Source organism: Ureibacillus yapensis, assembly GCF_003515775.1.
Lineage (GTDB): Bacteria > Bacillota > Bacilli > Bacillales_A > Planococcaceae > Ureibacillus > Ureibacillus yapensis.
In genome coordinates, this window is sequence record NZ_QWEI01000001.1 from 557,319 (window position 1) to 582,173 (window position 24,855).

Sequence of the window (24,855 nt, forward strand, 5' to 3'; positions counted from 1 at the left end):
ACATACCCCCTATGATCTCTTCTTTTCCAGTTTCACATACATGGAAACATTAATGAGTACTCCCATTGCAAAAGATAGCAATAATATAGATGTTCCGCCGTAACTGATAAAAGGCAGCGTAACACCGGTTAACGGGATAAGTCCCGATAATCCCCCAAGGTTGATAAATGATTGTACGGCAATCCAGCTCCCAATGCCGGCAGCAATCATTCTGGCTAGCGGATCTTTCGTTTTCAGTGCGACACTTAAAGCTCTAAAAACGATAAATCCCAACCCGCCCAATACAATGATAACGCCTAAAATCCCCAATTCTTCGGCAATGATTGCCATGATAAAGTCTGTCTGCGGTTCCGGGAGATATCCCAGTTTTTGAATGGACTGTCCTAAGCCAACCCCATCCAAGCCTCCGGAACCGATTGCAATATATCCATTAATGATTTGGTAGCTTGACCCATCTTCATATTCAAAAGGGTTCAAAAAGGCCTTAATGCGGCCAATTCGATTTTCCGTTAAAATTTCGTCCCCTTTGATTAATAAGACAAAACCAATTAAAGCAGAACCAAATCCAGCTAATACACCAAAAAATTTAAGAAACTTTTTAAATTGAATACCGCTTGCTGCAACGACAGCAATCGCGATTCCAGAAATAATCATCACGGCACCCAAATCCGTTTCGTTGGCCACACAGAATATAATGAACAGCCATACCAAAATCGGATAGATAATATTGTTTGGACCCAAGTTCTCAATGGAATTCTTTAAACTTTTTCTATAAAAGGCGCCTGCAAAATATAGAATGATAAATAGTTTTGCGAATTCGGAAGGCTGAAAGTTCATGAAACCAAGGTCGATCCAACTTTGGGAACCTGTTTCTTCAGCCCCGGTCCCAAAGTTCCATACCCAAAACATTAAAATTAGCATAATGGAAAGCATAACTACCATCAACTTTTTATTACTATAATGTTTATACGGAATGAACGCACCGACAAAAAACGCAACAGATGCTACGACAAGATTCAGCAACTGCCTTTTATAAAAATAATCGGGATCCTGGTCTTCATAAACCATGGCCACCATCATGCTGGCGCTATAAATCATTACAAGCCCGAATAAACATAAAAATATATATGTAAAAAATAGCGGATAATCAAAGTTCCTGACATAATGATAAAGATATTTTTTCATTTTAAATTCCTCGTCTTAGAAAAAAAACTCAAAGCGCGAAAATAGCGTTTGAGTTTTAAATTATTTGTTTGTATACGCCTCATGCAGCAAAGAAAGTTCCTTTTCCAATGTATCAAGGATGTCTTTCCCTCGTTCACGGTCAATTAATCCAAGCTTCACGGCAAAGTCAATCTCACGCGATAAGCCAAACATTTGCGTATCTAGTACTTCTTCATATAAAGGACACGATGGCATTGTTAAATGGTCCATTTGAACTTTTATTAAACGTGCAATTTTATCTGCATCTTTAAGCAGCAATTCCAAAGCTTGATCCTGGTAGGAAGCTTGTGATTTCGTATCCATGAGGACGCCCCCATCATTTGAATTTCTTCTATTCTATCTTATTAAAGTTTATCTGTAAGCTGATAAAAATGCAAGTGCATACATATGAAAAGGCGATTTTTGATTAAATTTCTTTATTAATTGCCATAAGTAGCGTTATACTTAAAAAGGATTGATAGATATAGGGGGACTTTGGAAATGGAAAATATCATACCTATTAAAGGTGCAGTTAAATATAAAATTACATTGGATCCTACTGTCTGGATCTTCGATGATCGCCGATTGGATTTAACAACCTACTTTTCCGTCGGCAACGAACAGGAAGACGAGGATTTAAAATATCTTTTAAATACTGGCAAACACTGGTCGCGCGAAATTATGGAAGGAGCTACATTCCCTCCTACTTTAAAAACAGAAAGAAAATTTGACCGTCAAGGAATGAAAACGGGTACATTCGGTATGCAGATTAAACACTTTCTGAAAAATGCAGAAATCCAGGATAATGCAGAAAAAGTTGTGTTCGAGCTAAAAGACGGAGAAGAGCATGCTTTCTCGATTGAAGAAGCGAACTCACTCATTTTTAAGTATAGCCAAGACGGTAAACCCATCATGGATGGCGGTCCGGTTCATCTTTTATATGCGGATGGTTCAAATGTTGACAATCCCATTAAAAATATCGCGGCAATCCGAGTTGACTAATAGGAGGACCAATAAAAAATGCGAGTCAAATGTGTCATATGTGATTCCATCAACGAGCTTGATGATGACGCACCCTTAGCCAAGAAATTACGCAATCGGCCGATTCATACGTATATGTGTGAAACCTGCTATGATCGGATTGCAGCGAATACGGAGGCAAGATTGGCAACTGGAAATTTCCGTTTTTTCCGAACTTCCTCTCCGATTGATGAAGAGTTCTAAGGAATCATAAAAAAGGTCGGTTTGAAAAATGATGATTTTTCAAAACCGGCCTTTTAGTTTTCATCGACAAAGTTTCCTTTGCTGAAATCGGTCGCGCAAATGCACAAAGATCTTCATTATGCCTATTCGTTTTTAATCAATTTCTTTTCGAGCATTTCCACCAACTGGTACATGATTGTTGCAAATACCGCAATGATGAGCAGCGACATAAGCACGAGGTTGAAGTTAAACACTTGGAATCCGTAGATGATCAAATATCCAAGCCCTTTGGATGAAACAAGGAACTCCCCTACTATAACCCCCACCCATGACAAACCAACGTTTACCTTTAAAGTTGAAATGATTGTCGGAAACGAGGAAGGCAAGATTGCCTCCTTAAACATTTGGCTTCGTGTTGCATTAAAAGTTTGGAGTACCTTTAAATAGTTGGCATCGACATTCCGAAACGATGTATAAATCACGATTGTCGAAATAATGACCGAAATAATCGCGCCCATTGTAATAATCGAAGTCATGCCGGGTCCCATTGCTACAATCAATATAGGTCCAAGTGCCACTTTGGGCATGGAGTTTAATACAACCAGATAGGGATCGAATACTTTGGAAAGAAACGGCGACCACCATAAAATCGCAGCTAAGATGGTTCCCAGCAATGTACCGATGATGAATCCCAGTACCGTTTCAAATAGGGTATAGCCAATATGCACCAATATGGTTCCATCTGCCAGCTTTTCGGCAAGCAAATGAAATACCTTCGAAGGAGAACTGAAAATGAGTGGGTCTATCCACCTTAAATGTGAGGCAGCTTCCCACAATCCAAAAAAGACAATCAAAATCAAAAATTGATAAAATCGAACCAATCTCTTTTCCTGTTTTAGCGACAATATAAATTGTTCATGAAGTTTTTGGTTATTCAAGACTTTCAAGCTCCTTCCAAATAAGCTGGAACAGGGAGGAATAGCTTGAATGCGCTCGTGCTTCAAAAGGCGTTAGAGCTCTTAATTCCTCGGGCACTTCGAAAACTCGATATACTTTGCCGGGTCTTGCGGAAAAAAGGAAAATTCGATCGCTCATGGCAATGGCTTCGCCTAGGTCGTGAGTGACAAGAACTGCTGTTTTGCCATATTCTTTTAATTTATTCGAAACCAAATCCTCAAGTTTTAGTTTCGACTGATAATCCAGGGCTGAAAATGGTTCATCCAGCAACAGAATCTTTGGGTCAACTGCAAGGGTTCTGGCCAATGCCACGCGCTGCCGCATCCCGCCAGAAAGTTCGCGCGGATATTTCTTTTCAACAGGCGGCAGCCCGACATCCTTCAATAGATTTGAGGCTGTCGATGCGTAGCTTTCACTGTCCTTGTTAAGAAGTTTCAAACCGAGAGTAATATTATCCTCGATTGTCTTCCAAGGAAACAGGTAATCCTGCTGCAGCATATAGCCGATTGATAAATCTTTATTTCCGAAAACCGATTGATTCTCGATTTTCACGGTACCGGACGCTGGTTCAAACAGCCCGGCAATAATGGAAAGAAGAGTCGTTTTGCCGCATCCGCTGGGACCGATGAATGAAACAAATTCACCTTGATGGATGGTTAAGTTGATATTTGAGAGTGCTTCTGTTGCCGCTTCCTTGGATAAATACGTATGGTGTACATTTTCAACCGTCAAGAAATCCATCTATTTCAAAACCTTTTCCGCAAAGGTTGTGTCCACAAGTTCGTTATAGTCCATACGCTTTGGCAGTTCTCCCGCTTCTTCCATAATATCTTGCAGGTTGTTCCACTCTTCTTCATCCAATATCGGATCTTTTGCGTACGATTCTTGTTCCCGGTAACGTTCCACTACGGTAGCAATCAACTCTACTTCTGTCTCTTCAAAGAATGGCTGAATCGCTTTTGCGACTTCTTCAGCAGAAGATTCATAAACAAAATCCTGAGCTTTTTTCAATGCACGTGTAAATTTCTCGATTGTTTCGGGGTTATCATTCATAAAGCTGTCTTTTGCCATGAAGACGGTATACGGCAAGTGACCGGATTCGGTACCAAAAGAAGCAACGATATGCCCTTTTCCTTCTGCCTCGAATACACTAGCGGTTGGCTCAAATAATTGAACAAAATCCCCTGTACCGGAAGCAAAGGCTGTTGAAATATTGGCAAAATCGATATTCTGGATTAGCTCCAAATCAGCGTGGGGGTCGATTCCATGTTTCTTCAATACAAACTCGCCCGCCATCTGAGGCATCCCGCCCTTGCGTTGACCAAGGAATGTGGTACCTTTTAGCATATCCCACGAAAAATCTTCAATCTTTTCCCTTGAAACCAAAAACGTTCCATCCGTCTGCGTCAATTGTGCGAAGTTTTTAATAGGATCATTTGCCCCTTGCGCAGTTACATAAATCGACGTTTCCGAACCAACAAGCGCAATATCGATGCCATCCGACAAAAGCGCCGTCATCGTTTTATCGCCACCGGCAACTGTCGATAATTCTATATCCAGCCCTTCTTCTTCAAAGAAGCCTTGGGTAATGGCTACATATTGAGGTGCGTAGAAAATGGAGCGAGTTACTTCACCGACCTTAACTTTTTGAAGTTCTTCCTTTTCGCCGCATGCTGTAACTAGAAGAACCGCGAGACTTAAAATTGCAACAAACAGACTAGACTTTACCCATTTATTCAATGCCCCAACCTCCCTATTCTTACTGGTTTATCATAGGTAGAGTATGCTTTTTGGGAAAAATGTGTGAATACCTAGAAATTTGTTGTCATAGGGGATTTTGATAAATGTTATCTTTAAAGATTTTATGAAGGGCTTTTCGAAAGAAACGTTTGCTTCATTTGCACTTCATCGGGCTTATGAAAGGCTTTTCTAATGGTATACTCTCTAGGTTTGCAGTTCATCCTGCCTATGAAGCTCTTTTCCGATGCCTCCCTCTCGCGTTTTGCAGTTCATCCCGCTTATGAAGCGCTTTTCTTTCGGAATCGCAGCTTCTTTTGACTTTCAATAGCATTATAAAAAGGTTTGCTATGGAACGCTGGCTCACATGCTTTTTTCTCCTTATAGAAAACTTCAAATCTTCCTTTCGCCTATTTTGCATCTATGACACCATAAAAAAAGCGACCTGAAAGTTGCTTTTCAACAACTTTCAGGTCACCCATAATGCTTACAATAAACTATTCAATTATGACGCAGCTCTTTTTTCTTCACGTTTTTCACGCCATAAACGTGTCTTGTACAGAATTAAAATCAATGCTGCCACAATCAAGCCTTCAATCATCGGCAAGAATAGTGCCAAGAATGTCAAAACGATACAACCTATAAAAAGGAAAATATAAATGATCACATTCTGTACGAGTTTTAAATCATTTTTCGCAAAGCCAAGTTTATAGACAATTGCAGATAAAACAAATACCAAAATAAATGTAGCATAACCAGCCAACTGGTAACTTGGCATATTTTCGTATAGATAACGAGTGATGCCTGACATACGGTTGAACACAAATGCATTCTCACTCGCATTCGTAGGTGCAGATGCAGAAATATAGTTTAGGATTCCATAATAGTTCATCTTCTAGGACACCTTTCACATTTCCCCGCAAAGTCGTGAACATCTTATTGTTCAGCGTTCTTTTTCTTTTTCGCTTGTTTTTCGCGTTCGTTTTTATCAAGAATTTGTTTGCGTAAACGAATCGATTCTGGCGTTACTTCCAAATACTCGTCCTCATCAAGGAACTCCAGTGCCTCTTCAAGCGTTAAAATACGAGGGCGTTTAATAACGTTTGTTGCATCTTTAGTAGCTGAACGAACGTTTGTTTTTTGTTTCATTTTTGTAATATTAACGGTGATATCATTATCGCGGTTATTCTCGCCGACAATCATACCTTCATAAATTTCAGTACCCGGTTCCACGAATAGTGTACCGCGGTCTTCGATTTGCATCATGCCGTAAGTAGTTGATTTCCCTGTTTCCATGGACACAAGCGCGCCTTGGTGACGACCGCCAACACGGCCGGCAACAACTGGTTGATATGAATCAAAAGTATGGTTGATGATTCCGAAACCTTTTGTTAAACTCATGAATTCCGTTGTATAGCCAATTAATCCACGTGCTGGAACCATGAAGATAATACGAACTTGTCCGTTTCCTTCATTGATCATATCCAGCATTTCACCTTTACGGTTACCAAGAGATTCAATTACTGAACCTACACTGTCTTCCGGTACATCAATTTGTACGCGTTCAATCGGTTCACATTGTACGCCATCAATTTCACGAATGATTACTTGCGGTTTTGACACTTGCAATTCATAGCCTTCACGACGCATATTCTCGATTAAAATGGATAAATGCAGTTCTCCACGACCTGATACAATCCAGGCATCCGGTGAATCCGTATCTTCTACGCGAAGGGATACGTCTGTTTGCAGCTGTGAACGAAGACGTTCTTCGATTTTTCTTGATGTAATCCATTTTCCTTCACGACCAGCAAATGGAGAGTTGTTAACCAAGAAAGTCATTTGTAATGTTGGTTCATCTATACGCATCGGTGGAAGCGCATCTTGATGGTCAATCGGACAAACTGTTTCTCCTACATTGATTTCTTCCATTCCCGAAACCGCAACTAAATCACCTGAGTACGCTTCTTGAATTTCTTCACGTTTCAACCCGAAGAAACCGAATAATTTAGTCACGCGGAAGTTTTTCACAGATCCATCAAGTTTCATTAAAGCAACTTGTTGACCTACATGAATCGTTCCACGGAAAACGCGTCCGATTCCGATACGTCCTACAAAGTCATTATAATCAAGCAACGCCACTTGGAATTGAAGAGGCTCTTCGCGTGTATCAGCCGGTGCCGGAATGTGCTCGATAATTGATTCAAATAGGCACTTCATATTTTCTTCTTGTTTTGATGGGTCTGAATCCAGCGATGCTGTCCCGTTAACACCGGAAGCAAATACAACCGGGAATTCCAATTGCTCTTCATCGGCGCCCAATTCGATTAATAAATCCAATACTTCATCCACGACTTCTTCCGGACGGGCAGAGTCTTTGTCCACTTTGTTTACAACAACGATTGGCGTTAATTTTTGCTCCAATGCTTTTTTCAAAACGAAGCGTGTTTGCGGCATACAACCTTCATATGCATCTACTACCAATAAAACGCCATCTACCATTTTTAAAATACGTTCTACTTCTCCACCGAAATCGGCATGTCCAGGAGTATCCAGGATGTTGATTCTTGTTCCTTCATAATTTACTGCTGTATTTTTAGCAAGGATTGTAATCCCGCGTTCACGTTCGATATCATTTGAGTCCATTGCACGTTCTTCGACATGTTCATTTGAACGAAAAGTTCCCGATTGTTTTAACAATTGGTCTACTAATGTTGTTTTCCCATGGTCAACGTGTGCGATAATTGCGATATTGCGTAAATCTTCGCGTAACTTTGTCATTATTCCACTCCATATTCTTTTTTCGAATGATTAACTGTGTTATTATAGCACAAGAAGAGTAAATTGTCTTTTTTTGTTTTTTTACAGTTTCTCAATATTATTAATAATCCGGTTTTTACATACATACCAAGGAGGCAATTTCCCATGAACAAAGCAAAAGCAGTTATGTTTATTTTTGCTATTGCAGCAATGCTATCGATGATTTCCATCGGCTATGCAATTGCAGCACAAACTTGGCTCGGTGCAATCGCAGGAATCGTTGCATTATATGTTGTTATGTCAGTAGGCTTCAAAACGAAACGCAAATTCCGCGACCAAGGGCTTTTATAGAAAAGCGTAGGCGCCATGCTTTGCCCCGCGTAGGCGATAACGCCACGTCCTGTGGCAGATGTTTTTTGCGCGAAAGCGAAGCGACAGCAGCAACGCCGACATGACTCACGTCGTGTGAGCCTCAAGCGCCGGCTGAATCGCGAAGCATCTTTTCGCTTTCGACCGAGGGCAGATTTTTTTTGCGCGAAAGCGTAGCGACAGCAGCAGACCGCGACCTCAAGACTCGGACTGGGCGCCGGAGCTGGACAATAGCTCGTTGGACTCCGAAAAACATATTTCTTTCTTGATCCTTTAGAAGCACGATTTGCGAGTTAAAACAATCGCAAATCGTGCTCTTTATTTTATTTTTCTTCAATATAATCAGTCAGTATTTGTTCATAGATGAATGGGTTTGCGATAATAAACGTATCTTGCGACAACAGATTGCAGGGTTGTCCTTTTAAGTTGGAAGCAATGGCTCCAACTTCTTGCGCAATCACCGTTCCCCCGCCAATATCCCAGGGCGATAACCTCATCGAAATATAGGCATCCAGCTTCCCGCTTACTACAAAGGCAATTTCCATTGCTGCCGAGCCATATGATCTTGTCCCTCTTACCTTTTTGACCAAATCAATGATTTTCTCGTGATTTACTTTTTTATTCGGTGCGACCCAAGTAGCGTTTATTCCAATAACTGCTTCCTCAAGATTCAAAGGCTCCAGTTTGCTTAGCGGCGTATTATTGTACCATGCCCCTTCCCCATGTATGGCATGGAACAAATCCCCCCTCATTACATCATATATGTACCCAAGTTTCCCTACACCATCAACAAAAAAACCGATTGTAATCATAAAATGCCGATGCTGTTTTATAAAATTCATGGTGCCATCAATCGGATCGATTATCCAGACGGGGCCTTCAAGCGAGTCCACTCGTTCACCCATCCCTTCTTCCCCCAAAATTTTATGGGTAGGATAAGTTGCTTTTATGTGGTTAATAAAAAAAGTTTCTGTTTCCCGGTCAATATTTGTTACCAAATCGTTTGGATTTGCTTTCGTTTCGATAATGATGTCATATGAAAAAGCGCTTCTTATGCGTTTACCCGCCTCTAAAATCATTTCCTTCGCGAACTTGTCTATTACTTTTAAATCCATTTAGCCCCCACCTTTTTATATAAACCTTTCCATTAGAATAACTGAAGTTCTACTTTATTTCGAGGAATTTTCATAATATTCATGGTTTACCATTTAATTATAACAAAAATCACTTGCAGACCAAGAAGGCGCAAGTGATTTTAACAATCGATTAACTTGTCAAACATAAGCGTGAAGACCATCTAATTCATCTTGGATTTCTTTTAATCGTTTCTTGCTTTTTTCCATTTCTTTTTCATCTTTTTCCTGCATGGCAGCATACAAGGAGGCCAGCTCATAATCAAGCTCCAGGCGCAGAACTTGTTCATATTGCTTTTCGATGTCGACTTTGCGTATAATTTTAATCATCTGTTTCATAGAAATCACTTCCCTTTCATTTTTAAAATTTTTGTCTCATGAAGTTGTTTGTTACAAAATTTTTCCCAAAAAACCGTTAAAATAAACATGAAATGCAATGAGGAGGCTGCAATTAATGGACCAAATCCAATGGACAAACCAAGACTTTGAAGTTTTTGAAATAGACGGGCTGGAGCAGCGAATGGAAGCTTTAACAACCGTTGTCCGTCCAAAATTCCAGCAATTGGGCGATATTTTTTCCAGTTACTTTAGCGCTCAAACCGGGGATGAATTCTTTGCACATGTTGCGAAACATGCCCGAAGAACAATCAATCCTCCCAAAGATTCCTGGGTAGCTTTTGCGCCGTATAAACGTGGCTATAAATCGCTTCCTCATTTTCAAGTTGGGCTTTGGAATACACATTTATTCATCATTGTTGCAATTATTTATGAAGCACCCCAAAAATCTGAAATGGCAACACGTTTACTGGAGCATATTGACCACTTTGACAAATTGCCAAATGATTTCATCATTTCGGGTGACCACATGTCACAAGACGCAATTTCTTTAAAAATAGGGCGTGAGGAAAAACAGCTTGAAGACTTGCTCATTCGCTTAAGGGACGTTAAAAAGGGTGAATTTCTGGTTGGGCGTCATATTTCAAAAAAAGAAGCGGTCAATCTTTCTCCCGAACAATTTTTGCAAACGACCGAGAAAACTTTTGAAGCTTTACTGCCCATCTACAACTTGATCATAGGAAAATAAAGCAAATCTCAACTTGGTTGATGGCTGCAAAAGGCAAAAGTGTACAAGCTTTTGCTTTTTTTCATTTCCAGCCTTCATTTACTTCTCTCTGTGTTTCGTTTTGGTGTGTTGTATCATTAATATGCACATCCACCTAGCAAACATTACATAATTCCATCTTATTTTTTCCTCGGCTTCCAATATCCCCTTCCTGGATTACTCTTTTCCGCCATACTCATTATTTTGCGTACTTTTAGAAATTCCAAAAGAATGGATGATTATAAAAAAGCGAAACCGGGTAAAGTTTACCGAGCAATTTAGACATTTAAGGAGTGTACTACATGAATCTTCATAATGGGTCATTATATTGGCCGACGACTTTATCAACTCCATTCAAAGCAAAAAAACCGGAAAAACCAAAAAAACGATATGATGCGATTATTATAGGGGGCGGTATGTCAGGTTGTTTAACCGCTTATAGATTATTAAAAGATGGGCTGTCTGTAGCCATTTTAGAGAAAAGAAAATTTGGACAGGGCAGTACAGCCGCCAATACCGGCTTGCTTCAATATTCAAATGATATTATGCTTTCAGATCTTATTGATCAGATTGGAAAAAAGGATGCTGTCCGCTTCTATCGATTATCTTACGAAGCAATAGACGATATCGAAAAAATCGCAAAAGAGCTTCCTGTTGATGTTGATTTTGTTCGACGGCCCAGCATCTATTTTGCCAGCGACGTTTCCCATGTTGAAAAATTGAAAAAAGAATATGAAACGTTGTACGACAATAGATTCCCCTGCGAATATTGGGATGGGCTAACTTTATCAACGTACATGCCATTCTATAAACCGGGAGCAATCGTGACGTATCAAGACGCAGAAATTAACCCGTTAAAATTCATTACTGGCATATTAACGTATTTGCAAAATCACGGTGTGCATTTATTTGAAGATACCGTTGTTGAAGATACCACTTATGAAAACAACGAAGTTCAGCTGCAAACCAATTCTCACCAATTCCTGGCCAAAGATGTAATCTATACTATTGGCTATGAAAAAAATCTTAATGCGGAAAGCGAAAACAGCGTGTTCAATCGTTCTTATGTTATGGTGACAAAACCAATTGAATCCAATACTCACTGGCATAATCAAGCAATGATTTGGGAAACGAACAGACCGTATTTGTATATGCGAACAACTGCAGAAGGGGCAATTATGGTTGGAGGCATGGATGAAAATATCCCGGAAGCCCCAACTGATGAAAAAATAATTAATGAGTGCGCGGAAAAGCTTTTAAGTCAAACGAAACAACTATTCCCGCATTTAGATTTAGAAGTGGATTATTGCTATGCTGCTACATTCGCTGAATCAAAAGACCAATTGCCATTCATAGGCCCACATCCCACAAAACCGAATCATTATTATTTGCTCGGCTACGGCGGAAACGGGACAGTCTACAGTGCACTTGGCGCCAAAATGATCAGTAATTTTATTGCAGGAAGAGAGAACGCAGATACACACATTGTATCCCCCAAAAGAAAAAACCTTTGTGAGTTGTCCATTGCCTAATCCGCTAGCCCGCTTCCATGAAAAAAACGAAAATAAAAACGCATGAATGCTAAAAAACATTCATGCGCACTTTTGAAACTGCAAATTCTTTACATTTTTATGATTTTTCCATTTTCCAGCTCTTTTGTTAGTTTAACAACTTTATAGCTTACATATCCGCTAACTTCTTCAAACTCGCGAAATACTGTTTTTTCTTCCGATTGAGAAGGGACAATTTCTTTAAAACGCCGATATCTCGCAAGCATATCTTCCCGTTTGATTCCCTTTTCGTATGCTTGTTCAATTCCTTCAAAAAACGTAACTACATCAATTATTTCCGTTGTGGACCAATCCGTTGAAAATGGATAAGAATATTCCATTAAAAGACCCCGCCTTCTTGCTTTAGTGACCCCATTTTACTCTTATTTCTTCTGCCTGTGCAACCATTCGCTGGATTAACTCATGAACGGATGGAACGTCCTGGATCAGACCGGTTACTTGGCCCGCCCAACCAAAACCATTCTGCTCATCGCCATCGTAAATGAATTTTTTGTTCACTTCGCCGCTTATATACTCTTTAAGAGCTTCGTAAGTAGGCGTCTTTTTTTCCGTTTCTATTATTTTTTCCGCAAACTCATTTCTTAATACCCGTGCTGGTGCACCAATCGAGCGCTTAATAATCGTAGTATCGGATTCCGAGCTCTGAATTAAACGCTGAACATACTCAGGGGAGGCATGGATGCATTCTTTTGTTGCAATAAAACGCGTTCCCATTTCAATTCCTTCCGCTCCCAACGCATGTGCAGCCATCCAACCACGTCCATCTCCAATGCCGCCTGAAGCAATAACAGGAATGGAGACACTGTCTGCCACCCTGGGAACCAAAACCATTGTTCCCACATCATCTCGCCCCAGATGGCCTCCTCCTTCCTGCCCTACTACCATTACGGCATCCGCTCCAAGTTGTTGAGCTTTTTGAGCCTGTCTTACAGCAGCGACCAACACTAATTTTTTTATATTTGTCCCATTCAAAAGTTCAAAAATCGGTGCCGGATTTCCGCCTGTCATTGAAACAACAGGTACTTTTTCGTCTATTGCCACTCGAACCATTTCTTCGAAGCCTGTGCCATGCATCCCAATGGCAAAGTTAACGCCAAAAGGCTTATCCGTCTTTTCCTTTACTTTTTTTATTTCGTCTCTTAATAGTTGTGGAGATTTTAAGCTCATGGCCGTTATTTGACCTAATCCGCCTGCATTGGAAACAGCTGCCGCAAGATCGGAATAAGCCAAATAAGCAAGCCCACCCTGTATGATTGGATAGTTGATTTCTAGTAATCTTGCAACCCGGGTATCCCAAATCATTTTCATATCCCCTTTCTCTTAATTATTGTATACTTCTCTTTAATAGAAAAAATTCCTTTAATTTTTTTGTGGCGTTGAAATTGAATAGGTGCTATAATTCTTCTTGTTTTGTAATTTATATAAAGTGAGGTGGTACCTGCGTTGTCACAGTTAGAGACTCCATTGTTCGACGTATTGCTCAAACATCGAAATAGACATCCGATACAATTCCATATACCGGGACATAAAAAGGGTCAAGGAATGGATCCAGCTTTTCGTGAGTTCGTCGGCGACAACGTTTTATCAATTGATTTAATCAATATTGCTCCACTAGATGACTTACATTCACCAAAAGGCGCGATTAAAGAAGCTCAAGATTTAGCAGCTGAAGCCTTTGGTGCTGATCATACATTCTTTTCCGTTCAAGGTACTAGTGGCGCCATCATGACGATGATTTTATCCGTCGTCGGTCCAGGCGATAAAATATTGGTACCACGGAATGTCCATAAATCAACAATGTCAGCGATTGTCCTTTCCGGTGCCATTCCAATATTCATTGCTCCAGAAGTTGATAAAGAATATGGAATTGCCCACGGAATTTCTGTTGAATCTGTTGAAAAAGCACTTAAAACTTTTCCAGATGCAAAAGCGATGTTGGTGATCAATCCTACTTATTTTGGCTTTGCAACTGATTTAAAACGAATTGTAGATATGGTACACGAACATAATATCCCGGTAATAGTGGATGAAGCACACGGTGTTCATATCAAATTCCATGACGAGTTACCGCTTTCCGCTATGCAAGCGGGAGCCGATATGGCCGCAACAAGCGTTCATAAATTAGGCGGCTCCATGACAGGGAGTTCCGTTTTGAACGTGCGTGAAGGCTTAGTTTCTGTCAATCGAGTTCAGTCCGTTTTATCTATGCTTACGACGACTTCAACTTCATACCCGCTTCTAGCATCGCTGGACTGCGCTAGACGCCAGTTGGCAGTACATGGGTATGATTTAATCGATGAATGCCTTCGCCTTGCAAAAGATGCGAGAAAGCGTATCAATAAGATTCCGCATTTAAAAGTGGCAGGCAGAGAAATCTTGCATTCTTCTGCAACTTATGACATGGACCCTACTAAAATCCTTATTAGTGTAAAAGATTTGGGAATTACGGGACATCAAGCGGAAGAATGGCTGCGAAATAACGCGAATATTGAAGTTGAACTATCCGACCTTTACAATATTCTTTGCTTGATTACATTGGGAGATACGAAAAAAGAAATTAATCTGCTTGTCAATGCATTGCAAAGAATGTCGCAAGAATACGAATTGAAAGCGGCTGTAACAGAAACGATTGTTAATGTACCTGATATTCCAGCGTTGGCGATGACTCCGCGCGATGCGTTTTACGCTAGTACAGAAGTAATGCCTTTAGATGAATCTGCTGGGTATATTTGCGCAGAATTTATTATGGTATACCCTCCTGGAATCCCAATTTTCATTCCCGGGGAAATAATTACGGAAGATAATATCGAATATATTAAAATGAATGTAGAAGCAGGATTACCTGTACAGGGTCCTGAAGATCTTACTCTAAAAACAATCCGCGTAATAAAAGAGCGTATGCCAATCATTTAAGGCAAATTTCGATAAAATAAAACACGATTCTCACTATAATGGTAGTGAAAATCGTGTTTTTATTTTAAAAGAAAAAGAAAACAAATATCGGGCAGAGAATTGCACCGATGACAGCACTCAACCCCATTGATAAGGAACCCATTGAAAGGTCTTCTTCCCCATAATCCTTCAATTTTGAAATCCCCACTCCATGACTGGCACTTCCCATTGAAATTCCTCTACTAATCGGTGAATTTACTTTTAGCATCTTATAAAGAATTGGACCAAATAAGGCGCCCGTGAACCCGGCAATCATTACAAAAACCGCCGTTAGCGATGGAATCCCGCCAATTGATTCGCTTACTTGCATCGCGATGGGGGTTGTGAGCGATTTTGGCAAGGACGTTAAGATAAAACGCTCTTCCAATTTTAATGCTTTCAGGATGAAATACACGCTTAATAGACCGCTGATCATGGCGATAAAAATTCCCGAAAGAATCGTATATTTAAATTTCGAAATGAGATGCCGTTGGTTGTACAACGGGTAGGCTAAAGCCACAACAGCAGGACCCAGTAGATGTTGAATATACTTTCCGCCCTCCATGTATTCGGAAAATGGAATTTCAAACAATAATAATGCCGCTACCAGGACGATGGTCGTCGTTAAGATTGGCAAAAGAAAAGCATAGGGATATCTTTTATGCAACTGGTACATCAATATATATACCAGGACAGTACTAATTATGTAAATGACTGCCTTCACTTCCTTCATCCTCCCTTTCTTTCTTTTCTTTTATGGCCATTTCTTTTTTCTCGATTAATTCACTTAATTTGCTTGTACATAGAATGGCAAACAAAGTACTTGCAACAACAGTGCCCATCAGAATCATCCCATTGCCTGACAACAATTGTGGATAATCAATAATGCCGACAATCGGAGGGATAAAAAACAAGGTCATAAACGCTATTAAAAACCCCGCGCCTTCTCGGATATACTCCACTTTCACCAGCTTCATTTTCAGGCAAACCGCTAACAGTACCAGGCCGATAATGCTGGAAGGCAATGGCAATCCTGTCAATTCAACAATAAAGACACCCATATAATAAAAAATATACAATAATAGAATTTGAGCAATTATTCTTATGATTCGCATCAATCGGCAATAGATAGAAAGCAACTTTCTCTTATTGCCACTCACCCCCTTAATAAACGCTATTTTACCCCTATAAAAATAGGTTGTCTATAATTCTTCCTAATTTAAACTATCCCTTCAATTATAGCATTCCATTTTCGAGAGTTAGCATTGTCTCAGGATTAAGAAATTAAAAGAGAGACAAAGAAAATATTCTTTATCTCTCCTGCAGGATTTATTCTTCTTCATTTACAATAACTTTTCTTCCAGTAAATTTCAGGATAATCGGTACGAAAATCCAAGCAAACGCAACGATTAAAAATGCCAATGATAACGGACTCGTAACAAAAATGCTATAATCGCCGTTTGAAATGGTTAAGGCACGTCTCATATTATTCTCAATCATCGGTCCCAAAACCAAGGCCAACACTAATGGAGCTACTGGGTAGTCATTTTTGGAAAATAAATACCCCAATACCCCACAAGCAAGCAGCAAGTATAAATCAAACGTCGAATACTGAACCGCATAAACACCAAAGAAGGAAATAGCAATAATAATCGGCAGCAAATATTTTTGAGGTGTTTGAATAATTTTAGCGAATACCCGTACCAAAGGCATATTTAGGATCAATAATATCAAGTTCCCAAAAAACATACTTGCAATTAGCCCCCAGGCGATTTCTGGGTGGTCATCGAATAACAATGGGCCTGGCTGCACGTTATACATAATGAGTGCTCCCATTAATATAGCGGTTGTTCCTGAACCTGGAATTCCCAAGGTTAATAGTGGAATCATCGCGCCGCCAGAAGCCGCATTATTGGCTGACTCCGGTCCCGCTACTCCGGCGATATTTCCTTTCCCAAACGAATCCGGATTTTTGCTGACTTTTTTTTCTGTTATATAGGAAAAGAATGATGCCAGTGTCGCGCCGGCACCCGGAAGTACTCCGATGAAGAATCCTAATAAAGATCCCCTCGCAATTGGTTTGGCGCTTTCTTTTAAATCTTGTTTCGTTGGCAATATACGCGTAATTTTGGCAATTGGGTCTGTGTCTGCTTCTTTCTCCAGAATCGTTTTAAATACTTCTCCCAAGGCAAATAATCCCACCGCAATTGTTAAAAATTCAATTCCCCCATATAACACTGGTATGTCATATGTAAACCTTGCAATTCCAGAAACTCCGTCTATTCCGATTGTCCCCAGCATCAGACCCAGCACTGTCATAATCAATGCTTTGGTCATTGATTTTCCCGCAAGACCACTAACGGCACATAAACCCAAAAGCATCAAAGAGAAATATTCAGCTGGTCCAAATTCCAAGGCAATATTGGATAGAGGCTCTGCCAGCAATACTAAGCCAATTAGGGACACAATACCTGCAACAAAGGATCCAATCGCTGCAATGGATAAAGCAGCACCAGCCCGTCCCTGCCTAGCCATTTGATAGCCATCCAGTGCAGTAACCACCGACGAAGATTCACCCGGTGTATTTAATAAAATAGAAGTTGTAGAGCCCCCGTACATCGCTCCATAATAAACGCCGGCCAGTAAAATAATCGAACTGGCTGCAGCTGATTCCGTTGGCAGCCCCGATGTTAGCGTAGCAGTAATGGGTATTAATAAAGCCACGCCGCTCATAGGTCCGATACCTGGTAGAACTCCCACTGCCGTACCTATAATTACACCGACCAGTGCAAATAATATATTATGCCACTGTAAAGCTGTGGCAAATCCATCCATCAAAAATTGAAACGTTGCCATTTACAACCCCCCGCTTAAAATAAAGTAAATTTAGGTAAAGATCCTCCTAGGAGAGTCACGAACATCAAATAAACGCCTAATGTAAAAAAGAGTGCAATAAGTATGGTAGATAAAAGTTTCCCTTTTTCCATAACCCAAAAAGAAATCAATAAGAATAGGAAAGTAGCTAAAATATAACCGATTATTTCTAGCAAAAATACATATAGGATAGCAGAAACTAATATTATTCCAAATCGTTTATAATTTAACTTCATCTTTTCCGGTGTTTCAGAATTCTTCCTAAAAGTTTCGTATAATAACCGTAAACTTAAGAATCCAAGTATGATTCCCAGTATTAATGGATAGGTTTTGGGTCCAATCACGGATCCATATGCGCTTCCCGAGATTTTCATACTTTCTGTTACAAATAAAATACTGATCACCAATAAGATAACACCCATACTTTTATCGAAAGTATTCGTCATAGGCCAGCCTCCATTTATTTAAAAAAATGCTGTCCTTTAAGACTCTGCTTATAGGACAGCCCTCTAGTTACTTATGCATTTCCAAAGCTTGCAATAATTCACCTATTACATTCTCTTGTTCTTCTAAAAACTTAGTAAACTCTTCTGCGTTGCGATATTCTGATTGCCATCCATTACGTTCCAATTCTGCTTTCCATTCGTCTGTTTCAACCATTTCACTTAGCTTGGCTGCCCAATAATTAACAGCTTCTTCCGACATATTCTTTGGACCGAATAATCCTCTCCAAATTGTAAACTCGGCATCAATGCCAAGTTCCTGGAATGTCGGGACTTCCGCCAACGTGCCTGTTAGACGTTCAGTTGCACTTACTGCCAGAACTCTTACATCGCCCGATTTTACATATTCTCCAATCGATGATGCATCTGTTGCAATGACATCCGCATTCCCGCCTAATAAGGCAGCAACAGCTTCTCCACCGCCATCATAGGAAACATATTTTACAACTTTTGGGTCGATTCCATATTTAAATGCCGGCAAAATCCCAACAAGATGATCCATTGACCCAGGAGCTGAGCCACCTGCCATTGTAATGGATGATGGGTCGGCTTTAATGGCATCCAATAATTCAGTTAAATTGTTATAAGGTGCATCCGCTTTTACAACAATCGCTCCATAATCACGCGTTAATTGAGCAAGCGGTGTTGTATCTTTATAACCATAAGGGCTATTTCCTTCTGCTTTTAAATTATTTATAAGAATTGGCGGCGATTTTGTCATCAGCATATAATCATTGTCAACTTCTTTTGTTGCATATTCTGCCATAAATACAGCACCACCACCGCCGGCTCTATTCTCAACCGTGATAGGCTGCTCGACTAAACCAGTTTCAGACATAACTTTTGCAATTGCACGTGCTGTTAAATCCCATCCTCCACCTGCCCCGGATGGCGCAACAATGGTAATATTGCTATCTGGATAACCTGTGGATTCTGTAGAATCTGTTTCTCCCTTCGATTTGGTTTCTTCATTATTAGATGCCGTGTCCCCGCTGCATGCTGCTAAAATGACTGACAGCGCAAGGGCAAAACAAAGTATCAATAATTTCCTCATTTTATGATCCCCCTTTGTTTACACCTTTCTTAAGAAATGGTGTCTACCATTAAATTAATGAAAGCGAATACAAAAGACAATAAAAGGAGATTAAAATGGTATTTTCTTTATAAAGGCTAATTTTGTTCATAATGTTCACAAAAAAACAGCAAACATCTACAAATAGAAGTTCGCTGTTTTTATAAATTTTTTAATTATTATTTCCAATAATGTACCGTCTTTCCGGTCGTCCTACTGTACCATAAATCAAATCTGTATATACTTTGCTTTCGGATACTAAATGCTCCAGATAGCGTCGCGCGGTGGATCGACTCAATCCCATATCTTTCCCCAGCTTTTCTGCCGTTGTTCCTTCCGGGCACGAGACTAAATAATCGTACACCTTTCCTCTTGTAATCACATCGATTCCTTTGGGCGGCAATTCTCCGGCAGATATCTCTTTTGATGAGGACCATATCTCCTTGATTTCATGCTCTTCAAGACGCGACTTTTTTTCAAGCAACCGCCTTTTTGTTTGATAAGTCTCCAAACACTCTTTAAATTTTTCAAATGTTACGGGTTTTAATAAATAATCGATCACTCCGCCACGAAACGCTTTTTTCAGGATTTCAGTTTCGGAAGCTGCCGTGATAAAAATAATATCGGTTTCCGGACTATTCCTTTTAATGAACTCCAAAATATCCGTACCTAGTTTATCGGGAAAAAACACATCGAGCAAAACCAAATCAGGCTTGACAGTTTCTACCCAATCGAACGCTTCTTCCGCATTATAAGCAACTCCGATACTTTGAAAACCATTTATCTTTTCGATAAATTTTAGATGAATATTGGCGATTCGTTTATCATCTTCAACAATTAACACCTCGACCTTGTCCTTCATGGCCATTCCTCCCCTTCGGAATTTCAATTATAAATAACGCGCCCCCTAAATCCCCTTCTTCTATATAAATCTCGCCGCCCAATTCTTCAAGATTTTCTTTCACTTTAATTAGGCCAAAACCATGTTGATTCTTTTTATTCTTTGTAGACACTCTTTTTTCAAAAAGAATATCTTTTACTTTACCATCAATTCCTCTTCCACTGTCTTCCACCTCGATCAACAAACCTTTTCCGTGGCCCCAAATCAAGATGCGTACCATTCTTTCTTCCTCAGGCAAGTGCTCGACTGCCTCAAAAGCATTCGTTACTAAATTCCCGAAGATTGAAACAAAAAGGTGCTTTTGGACATGTGCGGGCAATTGTTCCAGTTTGCTGTCTTCGTCAAGTATAAATTTTACTTTCAATTCTTTTGCTCTATTAAAAAATCCGATCAATATACCGCTTATAAAGGGGTCCTGCAGCCTCTCGGAAATAAAATGAATTAAATTTCCCTGAGATTCCCGCTCGCTATGTATTAACTCAAGTGCCGAATCATAATTTTTCAATTGAATAAGGCCCGAGATAGTATATAAGAAGTTATTATATTCATGTGTTTGAGACCTAAGAGCTTCCGTATATTTTTTTACCTGGGAAAGTTCCATCGCCAGCCGGTCAATTTCCGAAGTTGGGCGAAAACTTGAAACGACCCCCACTACCTGATCTTCCTTGAAAATAGGAATTCGATTGACAATCACATCTTTCCCCTTGATTTCCATCGCCCGATCTAAGTGCCGCTCGCCAGTAAGCAGTATCTCAAACATTTGCGTATTGGGTATAAAAGTACGAATATCAACTCCTATAACCTGACTATTTTCATCAATCTCCAATGTTTTATAGGCGGCAGAATTGATCACTGTAATCCTGCCTTTCTCATCAATCATAATGATTCCTTCACGAATGGATTCTATCAGGGCATTTTGTTGCTGCAATAGTTTTGCGATTTCAACCGGCTCATAATTCAATAACTCTTTTTTTAGCCTTGATGATAAAATGGAAGCGAAAATAGAACCAATCATTACAATCAAGACAAGAATCACTATCCTGTTGTGAGAATACTTGAGAAGGATGGAGCTTATATCTTTTTTCAAATATCCAACTGAAACGACACCAATTATTTTGCCGTTCCTCCCAATGACGGGAGTTTTCCCCCTAATGGCCGCTCCAAGAGTGCCGGTAGCTTCGGAAATATAAGATAAGCCATCTTCCAAAACTCCTTTATTATCATCGCCAACCATTTTTTGGCCAATGCGTTCTTCGATCGGGTGGGTATAACGAATTCCCTGGTCATTTCCAATTACCACATATTGCGCATCTGTATCTTGCAGGATTTTTTCAGCAATGGGTTGCAGCACTTCTGTAGGATTTTCTGCATAAAATCCTGCAATCACATCAGGACGCTGGGCAGTTGTTTTGGCAATATGCAATGCTTTTAATCCAACTTCTTCTTTAATCGCATTCGATAAAATGAAATAAAAAGATACGGCCAATGCAATGGAAATGAGCAAAATAATGACAATATTATAGCTAAAGATTTTTGATTGCATGGAACGCAATTTCATTTTACCCCTCACAATGTAAGTTATAATGATTCTATTATATTAAATTGTTAGAATGTTTTGTAGTTTTGAAGGGAATTTTATGAAATATGGATTTTGCCTCATTTCAGGAGCAAGATAGGAGAGGTGAAAAAAAAACGCATTCGCTGCATAAAGTTGCAGCAAAATGCGTTTTGTCGTATAGATTATTTTGAAATAATGTGGATTGGGTTGCCAAGTAATACTTCAGCAGTTTCCATAGTGATTTCACCTAATGTTGGGTGAGGGTGAATTGTTAATGAAACATCTTCAGCAGTCATGCCGCCTTCGATTGCCAAGCAAAGCTCTGAAATCATATCGGATGCACCAGCACCAACGATTTGAGCACCTACAAGCAAGCCATCTTCTTTACGTGCAACTAGTTTCACGAAACCTTCAGTTTGGTTTAGTGCCAATGCACGGCCGTTAGCTGCAAATGGGAATTTCGCTACATTTACTTCTAATCCCTCTTCTTTTGCTTGCTGTTCGCTGTATCCTACAGTAGCCATTTCTGGATCTGTGAAACATACAGCTGGGATTGCCAGGTAATCAACAACTGAATTTTCCCCAGCGATCGCTTCCGCAGCAACTTTACCTTCGTAAGAAGCTTTGTGAGCAAGTTGTGGTCCGTCCACAATATCACCAATCGCATAAATATTTGGAATATTAGTGCGGCATTGTTTGTCCACTTTGATTAACCCGCGTTCTGCAAATTCAACACCAATTTGCTCCAGACCTAATTCATCTGTATTTGGACGACGACCTACTGTCACTAATACATAATCAGCTTCAACCGTTTTCTCTTCTCCGCCAACTTCATAAGTCACAACTACGCCGTTTTCGTTTTCTTCGACGCCTTTTGCAGATGCATTAACTTCGATTGAAACGCCTTTTTTCTTAAGGCCTTTTTTCACGATTTGCGTCATTTGTTTTTCGAAACCAGCCAAGATATCTTTGCCGCCTTCGATAATTGTTACTTCAGTACCGAAGTTAGCAAAAGCAGAACCTAGCTCTGTACCGATATATCCGCCGCCGATTACAACTAATTTTTTCGGCAATTCTTTCAAGTTAAGAGCGCCTGTCGAATTAAGGACACGTTCCGTAAATTTGAACGTTGGAATTTCTACCGGACGAGAACCTGTTGCTAAAATTGCATTTTTGAATGTATATGTTTGAGCAGAATCTCCGTCGATAATACGAACTGAATTGGCATCAACGAAATACGCTTCGCCTTTTACGATCTCAATTTTATTCCCTTTTAAAAGCCCTTCAACACCGCCAGTTAACTTCTTGACAACACCGTTCTTGAATTCTTGAACTTTATCAAAATCAAGTTTAACTTCTGACGCAATGACACCCATATCTTCTGAATGTTTTGCTTGTTCAAAACGATGACCCACTGAGATTAACGCTTTTGAAGGAATACATCCTACGTTAAGGCAAACGCCACCTACTACATCTTTTTCTACGATTGTAACTTTTTGACCTGTTTGTGCAGCGCGAATTGCTGCAACATATCCACCAGGACCAGCCCCTACTACTAATGTGTCAATTTCAATTGCGAAATCTCCTACTACCATTTTTTTACGCCTCCATTAATAAAAGTTCCGGATCACTTAACAAACGTTTTAAATGATTTAAAGCGTTTTGCGCTGTGGCTCCGTCGATCATACGATGATCGAAGCTCAATGATAATGCTAACACAGGTGCACCTACAATTTCACCATTTTTTATTATTGGTTTCTCGGAAATTCGTCCGATACCCAAAATTGCAACTTCCGGATGGTTAATTACCGGCGTGAACCATTGGCCGCCTGCAGACCCGATATTCGTGATCGAACAAGAGCCGCCTTTCATTTCATTTGACGACAATTTGCCTTCACGGGCTTTTGTTGCCAATTCATTTATTTCAGCAGAAATCGTGAATACTGATTTGCGGTCTGCATTTTTGATAACTGGTACAAGCAAACCTTTTTCCGTATCGGCTGCAATCCCAATGTTATAGTAATGTTTTTGGATAATTTCATTTGTTGCATCATCAAATGAACGGTTAAATTCAGGGAACTCACGCAATGTGGAAACCAGTGCTTTCACAACGTATGGCAAGTATGTTAATTTGATGTTTTTCTCCAAAGCAATATTTTTGAATTTTTTGCGATGTGCCACCAATTCCGTCACATCTACTTCGTCCATTAAGGTAACGTGTGGTGCCGTTTGTTTAGAATGAACCATCGCTTTGGCAATTGCTTTGCGAATTCCTGAAATTTTCTCGCGTGTTTCAGGGTATTCTCCTTCCAGATTTACAGGTACCGGAGTAGAAGCTGTTTCTTCGCTTGATTTAACTTCTGCAGTATTGTCGCTTGCTGGAGTTTCCTCTTTTGAAGCTGCAGCCCCGCCAGTTAAATAATTGTCGATATCTTCATTTAAGATGCGTCCATTTTTTCCAGTACCGCTCACAAGCTGGATGTTCACGCCTTTTGTTCGTGCATATTTTCGTACGGATGGCATCGCGATAATACGTTTATTCTCTGAAGTGTCCGGTGCAAGATCTACGGCTGGGTCTTCTTTCGAATCACCTTTTACTGGTTCTTTTTCAACTTCTTGTCCATCTTCAAAAGTAGACTGAACTTGTGCGTTTGTTGTAGTAGTAGCCTCTTCTTGTTGATGGTCATCCCCTTTGAACTGAAGATTTTCGTACCCAGGAGCATCAATTCGAATAATTACATCTCCTACGACCGCTACTCCACCTTCATTAACCAGGATCTCTTCGATTGTTCCTTCAACCGGTGAAGGCATTTCAACAACTGCTTTGTCATTTTGGATTTCACACAGAACATCGTCTTCTTGAATTTTGTCACCTGGTTTAACAAACCATTTTACAATTTCACCTTCATGAATACCTTCTCCAATATCAGGCATGCGGAATTCAAAAGCCATCAATTTCACCCTTTCTACTCACAAATCAT

Annotated in this window: 26 protein-coding genes; 6 read left to right on the forward strand and 20 right to left on the reverse strand. The window is 40.0% G+C overall.

The genetic code is table 11. The features are described 5' to 3' along the window. Positions 1-9: 9 nt before the first annotated feature. Both D1B33_RS02660 and D1B33_RS02665 read right to left on the reverse strand, forming a co-directional pair. On the reverse strand, positions 10-1,185 hold the full coding sequence (locus tag D1B33_RS02660) for an FtsW/RodA/SpoVE family cell cycle protein (protein WP_118874779.1): 1,176 nt from the start codon (positions 1,183-1,185) through the stop codon (positions 10-12). 60 nt (positions 1,186-1,245) lie between these two features. After that, the gene (locus D1B33_RS02665; protein ID WP_118874780.1) at positions 1,246-1,527 is read right to left on the reverse strand and encodes an Fpa/YlaN family protein; all 282 of its coding nucleotides are present in this window, start codon (positions 1,525-1,527) and stop codon (positions 1,246-1,248) included. A gap of 177 nt (positions 1,528-1,704) precedes the next feature. Between D1B33_RS02665 and D1B33_RS02670 the strand changes: the two genes are divergently transcribed. After that, positions 1,705-2,205 carry a peptidyl-prolyl cis-trans isomerase gene (locus D1B33_RS02670; RefSeq protein ID WP_118874781.1) on the forward strand — a complete coding sequence of 167 codons (501 nt, stop codon included), beginning with the start codon at positions 1,705-1,707 and terminating at the stop codon, positions 2,203-2,205. Positions 2,206-2,223: 18 nt separating this feature from the next. After that, a complete protein-coding gene (locus D1B33_RS02675) occupies positions 2,224-2,427 on the forward strand; it encodes a YlaI family protein (protein WP_118874782.1) in 204 nt (67 codons plus the stop codon). Between the two features lie 122 nt (positions 2,428-2,549). On the opposite strand, the gene D1B33_RS02680 is transcribed toward D1B33_RS02675, so the two are convergent. The 5 genes from D1B33_RS02680 to typA all read right to left on the reverse strand — a co-directional run bounded on the left by D1B33_RS02680 (position 2,550) and on the right by typA (position 7,881). Beyond that, positions 2,550-3,344, reverse strand: a complete 795-nt coding sequence (locus tag D1B33_RS02680) for an ABC transporter permease (RefSeq protein WP_118874783.1) — start codon at positions 3,342-3,344, stop codon at positions 2,550-2,552. Next, entirely contained in the window at positions 3,337-4,104 is a 768-nt protein-coding gene (locus D1B33_RS02685; RefSeq protein ID WP_118874784.1) for an ABC transporter ATP-binding protein, read from the reverse strand. The genes D1B33_RS02680 and D1B33_RS02685 overlap by 8 nt, the downstream gene beginning before the upstream one ends. After that, positions 4,105-5,103, reverse strand: a complete 999-nt coding sequence (locus tag D1B33_RS02690) for an ABC transporter substrate-binding protein (RefSeq protein ID WP_118874785.1) — start codon at positions 5,101-5,103, stop codon at positions 4,105-4,107. A 502-nt stretch (positions 5,104-5,605) separates the two neighbouring features. Then, on the reverse strand, positions 5,606-5,992 hold the full coding sequence (locus D1B33_RS02695; RefSeq protein WP_118874786.1) for a YlaH-like family protein: 387 nt from the start codon (positions 5,990-5,992) through the stop codon (positions 5,606-5,608). Positions 5,993-6,036: 44 nt separating this feature from the next. Then, positions 6,037-7,881, reverse strand: a complete 1,845-nt coding sequence (gene typA, locus D1B33_RS02700; protein ID WP_118874787.1) for a translational GTPase TypA — start codon at positions 7,879-7,881, stop codon at positions 6,037-6,039. Between the two features lie 144 nt (positions 7,882-8,025). Here typA and D1B33_RS02705 point away from each other — a divergent pair, with 144 nt between their 5' ends. After that, complete coding sequence (locus D1B33_RS02705) at positions 8,026-8,211, forward strand: DUF5325 family protein (protein ID WP_118874788.1); 186 nt, start codon at positions 8,026-8,028, stop codon at positions 8,209-8,211. Between the two features lie 341 nt (positions 8,212-8,552). On the opposite strand, the gene D1B33_RS02710 is transcribed toward D1B33_RS02705, so the two are convergent. Beyond that, the gene (locus D1B33_RS02710; RefSeq protein WP_118874789.1) at positions 8,553-9,344 is read right to left on the reverse strand and encodes an inositol monophosphatase family protein; all 792 of its coding nucleotides are present in this window, start codon (positions 9,342-9,344) and stop codon (positions 8,553-8,555) included. Positions 9,345-9,503: 159 nt separating this feature from the next. After that, positions 9,504-9,701 carry a hypothetical protein gene (locus tag D1B33_RS02715; protein WP_118874790.1) on the reverse strand — a complete coding sequence of 66 codons (198 nt, stop codon included), beginning with the start codon at positions 9,699-9,701 and terminating at the stop codon, positions 9,504-9,506. A gap of 115 nt (positions 9,702-9,816) precedes the next feature. Between D1B33_RS02715 and D1B33_RS02720 the strand changes: the two genes are divergently transcribed. Both D1B33_RS02720 and D1B33_RS02725 read left to right on the forward strand, forming a co-directional pair. Beyond that, a complete protein-coding gene (locus D1B33_RS02720) occupies positions 9,817-10,446 on the forward strand; it encodes a YktB family protein (protein ID WP_118874791.1) in 630 nt (209 codons plus the stop codon). Between the two features lie 320 nt (positions 10,447-10,766). Then, positions 10,767-11,996, forward strand: coding sequence for an NAD(P)/FAD-dependent oxidoreductase (locus D1B33_RS02725; protein ID WP_118874792.1), 1,230 nt, complete (start codon positions 10,767-10,769; stop codon positions 11,994-11,996). Positions 11,997-12,085: 89 nt separating this feature from the next. Here D1B33_RS02725 and D1B33_RS02730 read toward each other — a convergent pair whose 3' ends face one another. Together D1B33_RS02730 and D1B33_RS02735 are read right to left on the reverse strand one after the other, a co-directional pair. Further along, positions 12,086-12,355, reverse strand: a complete 270-nt coding sequence (locus D1B33_RS02730; RefSeq protein WP_118874793.1) for a UPF0223 family protein — start codon at positions 12,353-12,355, stop codon at positions 12,086-12,088. Positions 12,356-12,377: 22 nt separating this feature from the next. Then, the gene (locus tag D1B33_RS02735) at positions 12,378-13,337 is read right to left on the reverse strand and encodes an NAD(P)H-dependent flavin oxidoreductase (RefSeq protein WP_118874794.1); all 960 of its coding nucleotides are present in this window, start codon (positions 13,335-13,337) and stop codon (positions 12,378-12,380) included. Positions 13,338-13,478: 141 nt separating this feature from the next. On the opposite strand from D1B33_RS02735, the gene D1B33_RS02740 reads away from it, so the two are divergent. Further along, positions 13,479-14,948 (forward strand): aminotransferase class I/II-fold pyridoxal phosphate-dependent enzyme, encoded by a 1,470-nt coding sequence (locus D1B33_RS02740; RefSeq protein WP_118874795.1) that lies wholly within the window; start codon positions 13,479-13,481, stop codon positions 14,946-14,948. 64 nt (positions 14,949-15,012) lie between these two features. Here D1B33_RS02740 and D1B33_RS02745 read toward each other — a convergent pair whose 3' ends face one another. The 9 genes from D1B33_RS02745 to D1B33_RS02785 all read right to left on the reverse strand — a co-directional run bounded on the left by D1B33_RS02745 (position 15,013) and on the right by D1B33_RS02785 (position 24,826). Then, positions 15,013-15,699, reverse strand: a complete 687-nt coding sequence (locus D1B33_RS02745) for an LrgB family protein (protein ID WP_118874796.1) — start codon at positions 15,697-15,699, stop codon at positions 15,013-15,015. After that, a complete protein-coding gene (locus D1B33_RS02750; protein ID WP_233549360.1) occupies positions 15,665-16,126 on the reverse strand; it encodes a CidA/LrgA family protein in 462 nt (153 codons plus the stop codon). The genes D1B33_RS02745 and D1B33_RS02750 overlap by 35 nt, the downstream gene beginning before the upstream one ends. A gap of 169 nt (positions 16,127-16,295) precedes the next feature. Next, positions 16,296-17,822 carry a tripartite tricarboxylate transporter permease gene (locus tag D1B33_RS02755; protein ID WP_118874798.1) on the reverse strand — a complete coding sequence of 509 codons (1,527 nt, stop codon included), beginning with the start codon at positions 17,820-17,822 and terminating at the stop codon, positions 16,296-16,298. A gap of 14 nt (positions 17,823-17,836) precedes the next feature. Further along, on the reverse strand, positions 17,837-18,286 hold the full coding sequence (locus D1B33_RS02760; protein ID WP_118874799.1) for a tripartite tricarboxylate transporter TctB family protein: 450 nt from the start codon (positions 18,284-18,286) through the stop codon (positions 17,837-17,839). Positions 18,287-18,353: 67 nt separating this feature from the next. Then, the gene (locus D1B33_RS02765) at positions 18,354-19,397 is read right to left on the reverse strand and encodes a tripartite tricarboxylate transporter substrate binding protein (protein WP_118874800.1); all 1,044 of its coding nucleotides are present in this window, start codon (positions 19,395-19,397) and stop codon (positions 18,354-18,356) included. Between the two features lie 190 nt (positions 19,398-19,587). Then, the gene (locus D1B33_RS02770) at positions 19,588-20,277 is read right to left on the reverse strand and encodes a response regulator (RefSeq protein WP_118874801.1); all 690 of its coding nucleotides are present in this window, start codon (positions 20,275-20,277) and stop codon (positions 19,588-19,590) included. Next, complete coding sequence (locus tag D1B33_RS02775; protein WP_118874802.1) at positions 20,246-21,874, reverse strand: ATP-binding protein; 1,629 nt, start codon at positions 21,872-21,874, stop codon at positions 20,246-20,248. The genes D1B33_RS02770 and D1B33_RS02775 overlap by 32 nt, the downstream gene beginning before the upstream one ends. 182 nt (positions 21,875-22,056) lie before the next feature. Beyond that, entirely contained in the window at positions 22,057-23,469 is a 1,413-nt protein-coding gene (gene lpdA / locus D1B33_RS02780) for a dihydrolipoyl dehydrogenase (RefSeq protein ID WP_118874803.1), read from the reverse strand. 4 nt (positions 23,470-23,473) lie between these two features. Continuing rightward, positions 23,474-24,826 (reverse strand): dihydrolipoamide acetyltransferase family protein, encoded by a 1,353-nt coding sequence (locus D1B33_RS02785; RefSeq protein WP_118874804.1) that lies wholly within the window; start codon positions 24,824-24,826, stop codon positions 23,474-23,476. Positions 24,827-24,855 lie beyond the last annotated feature (29 nt).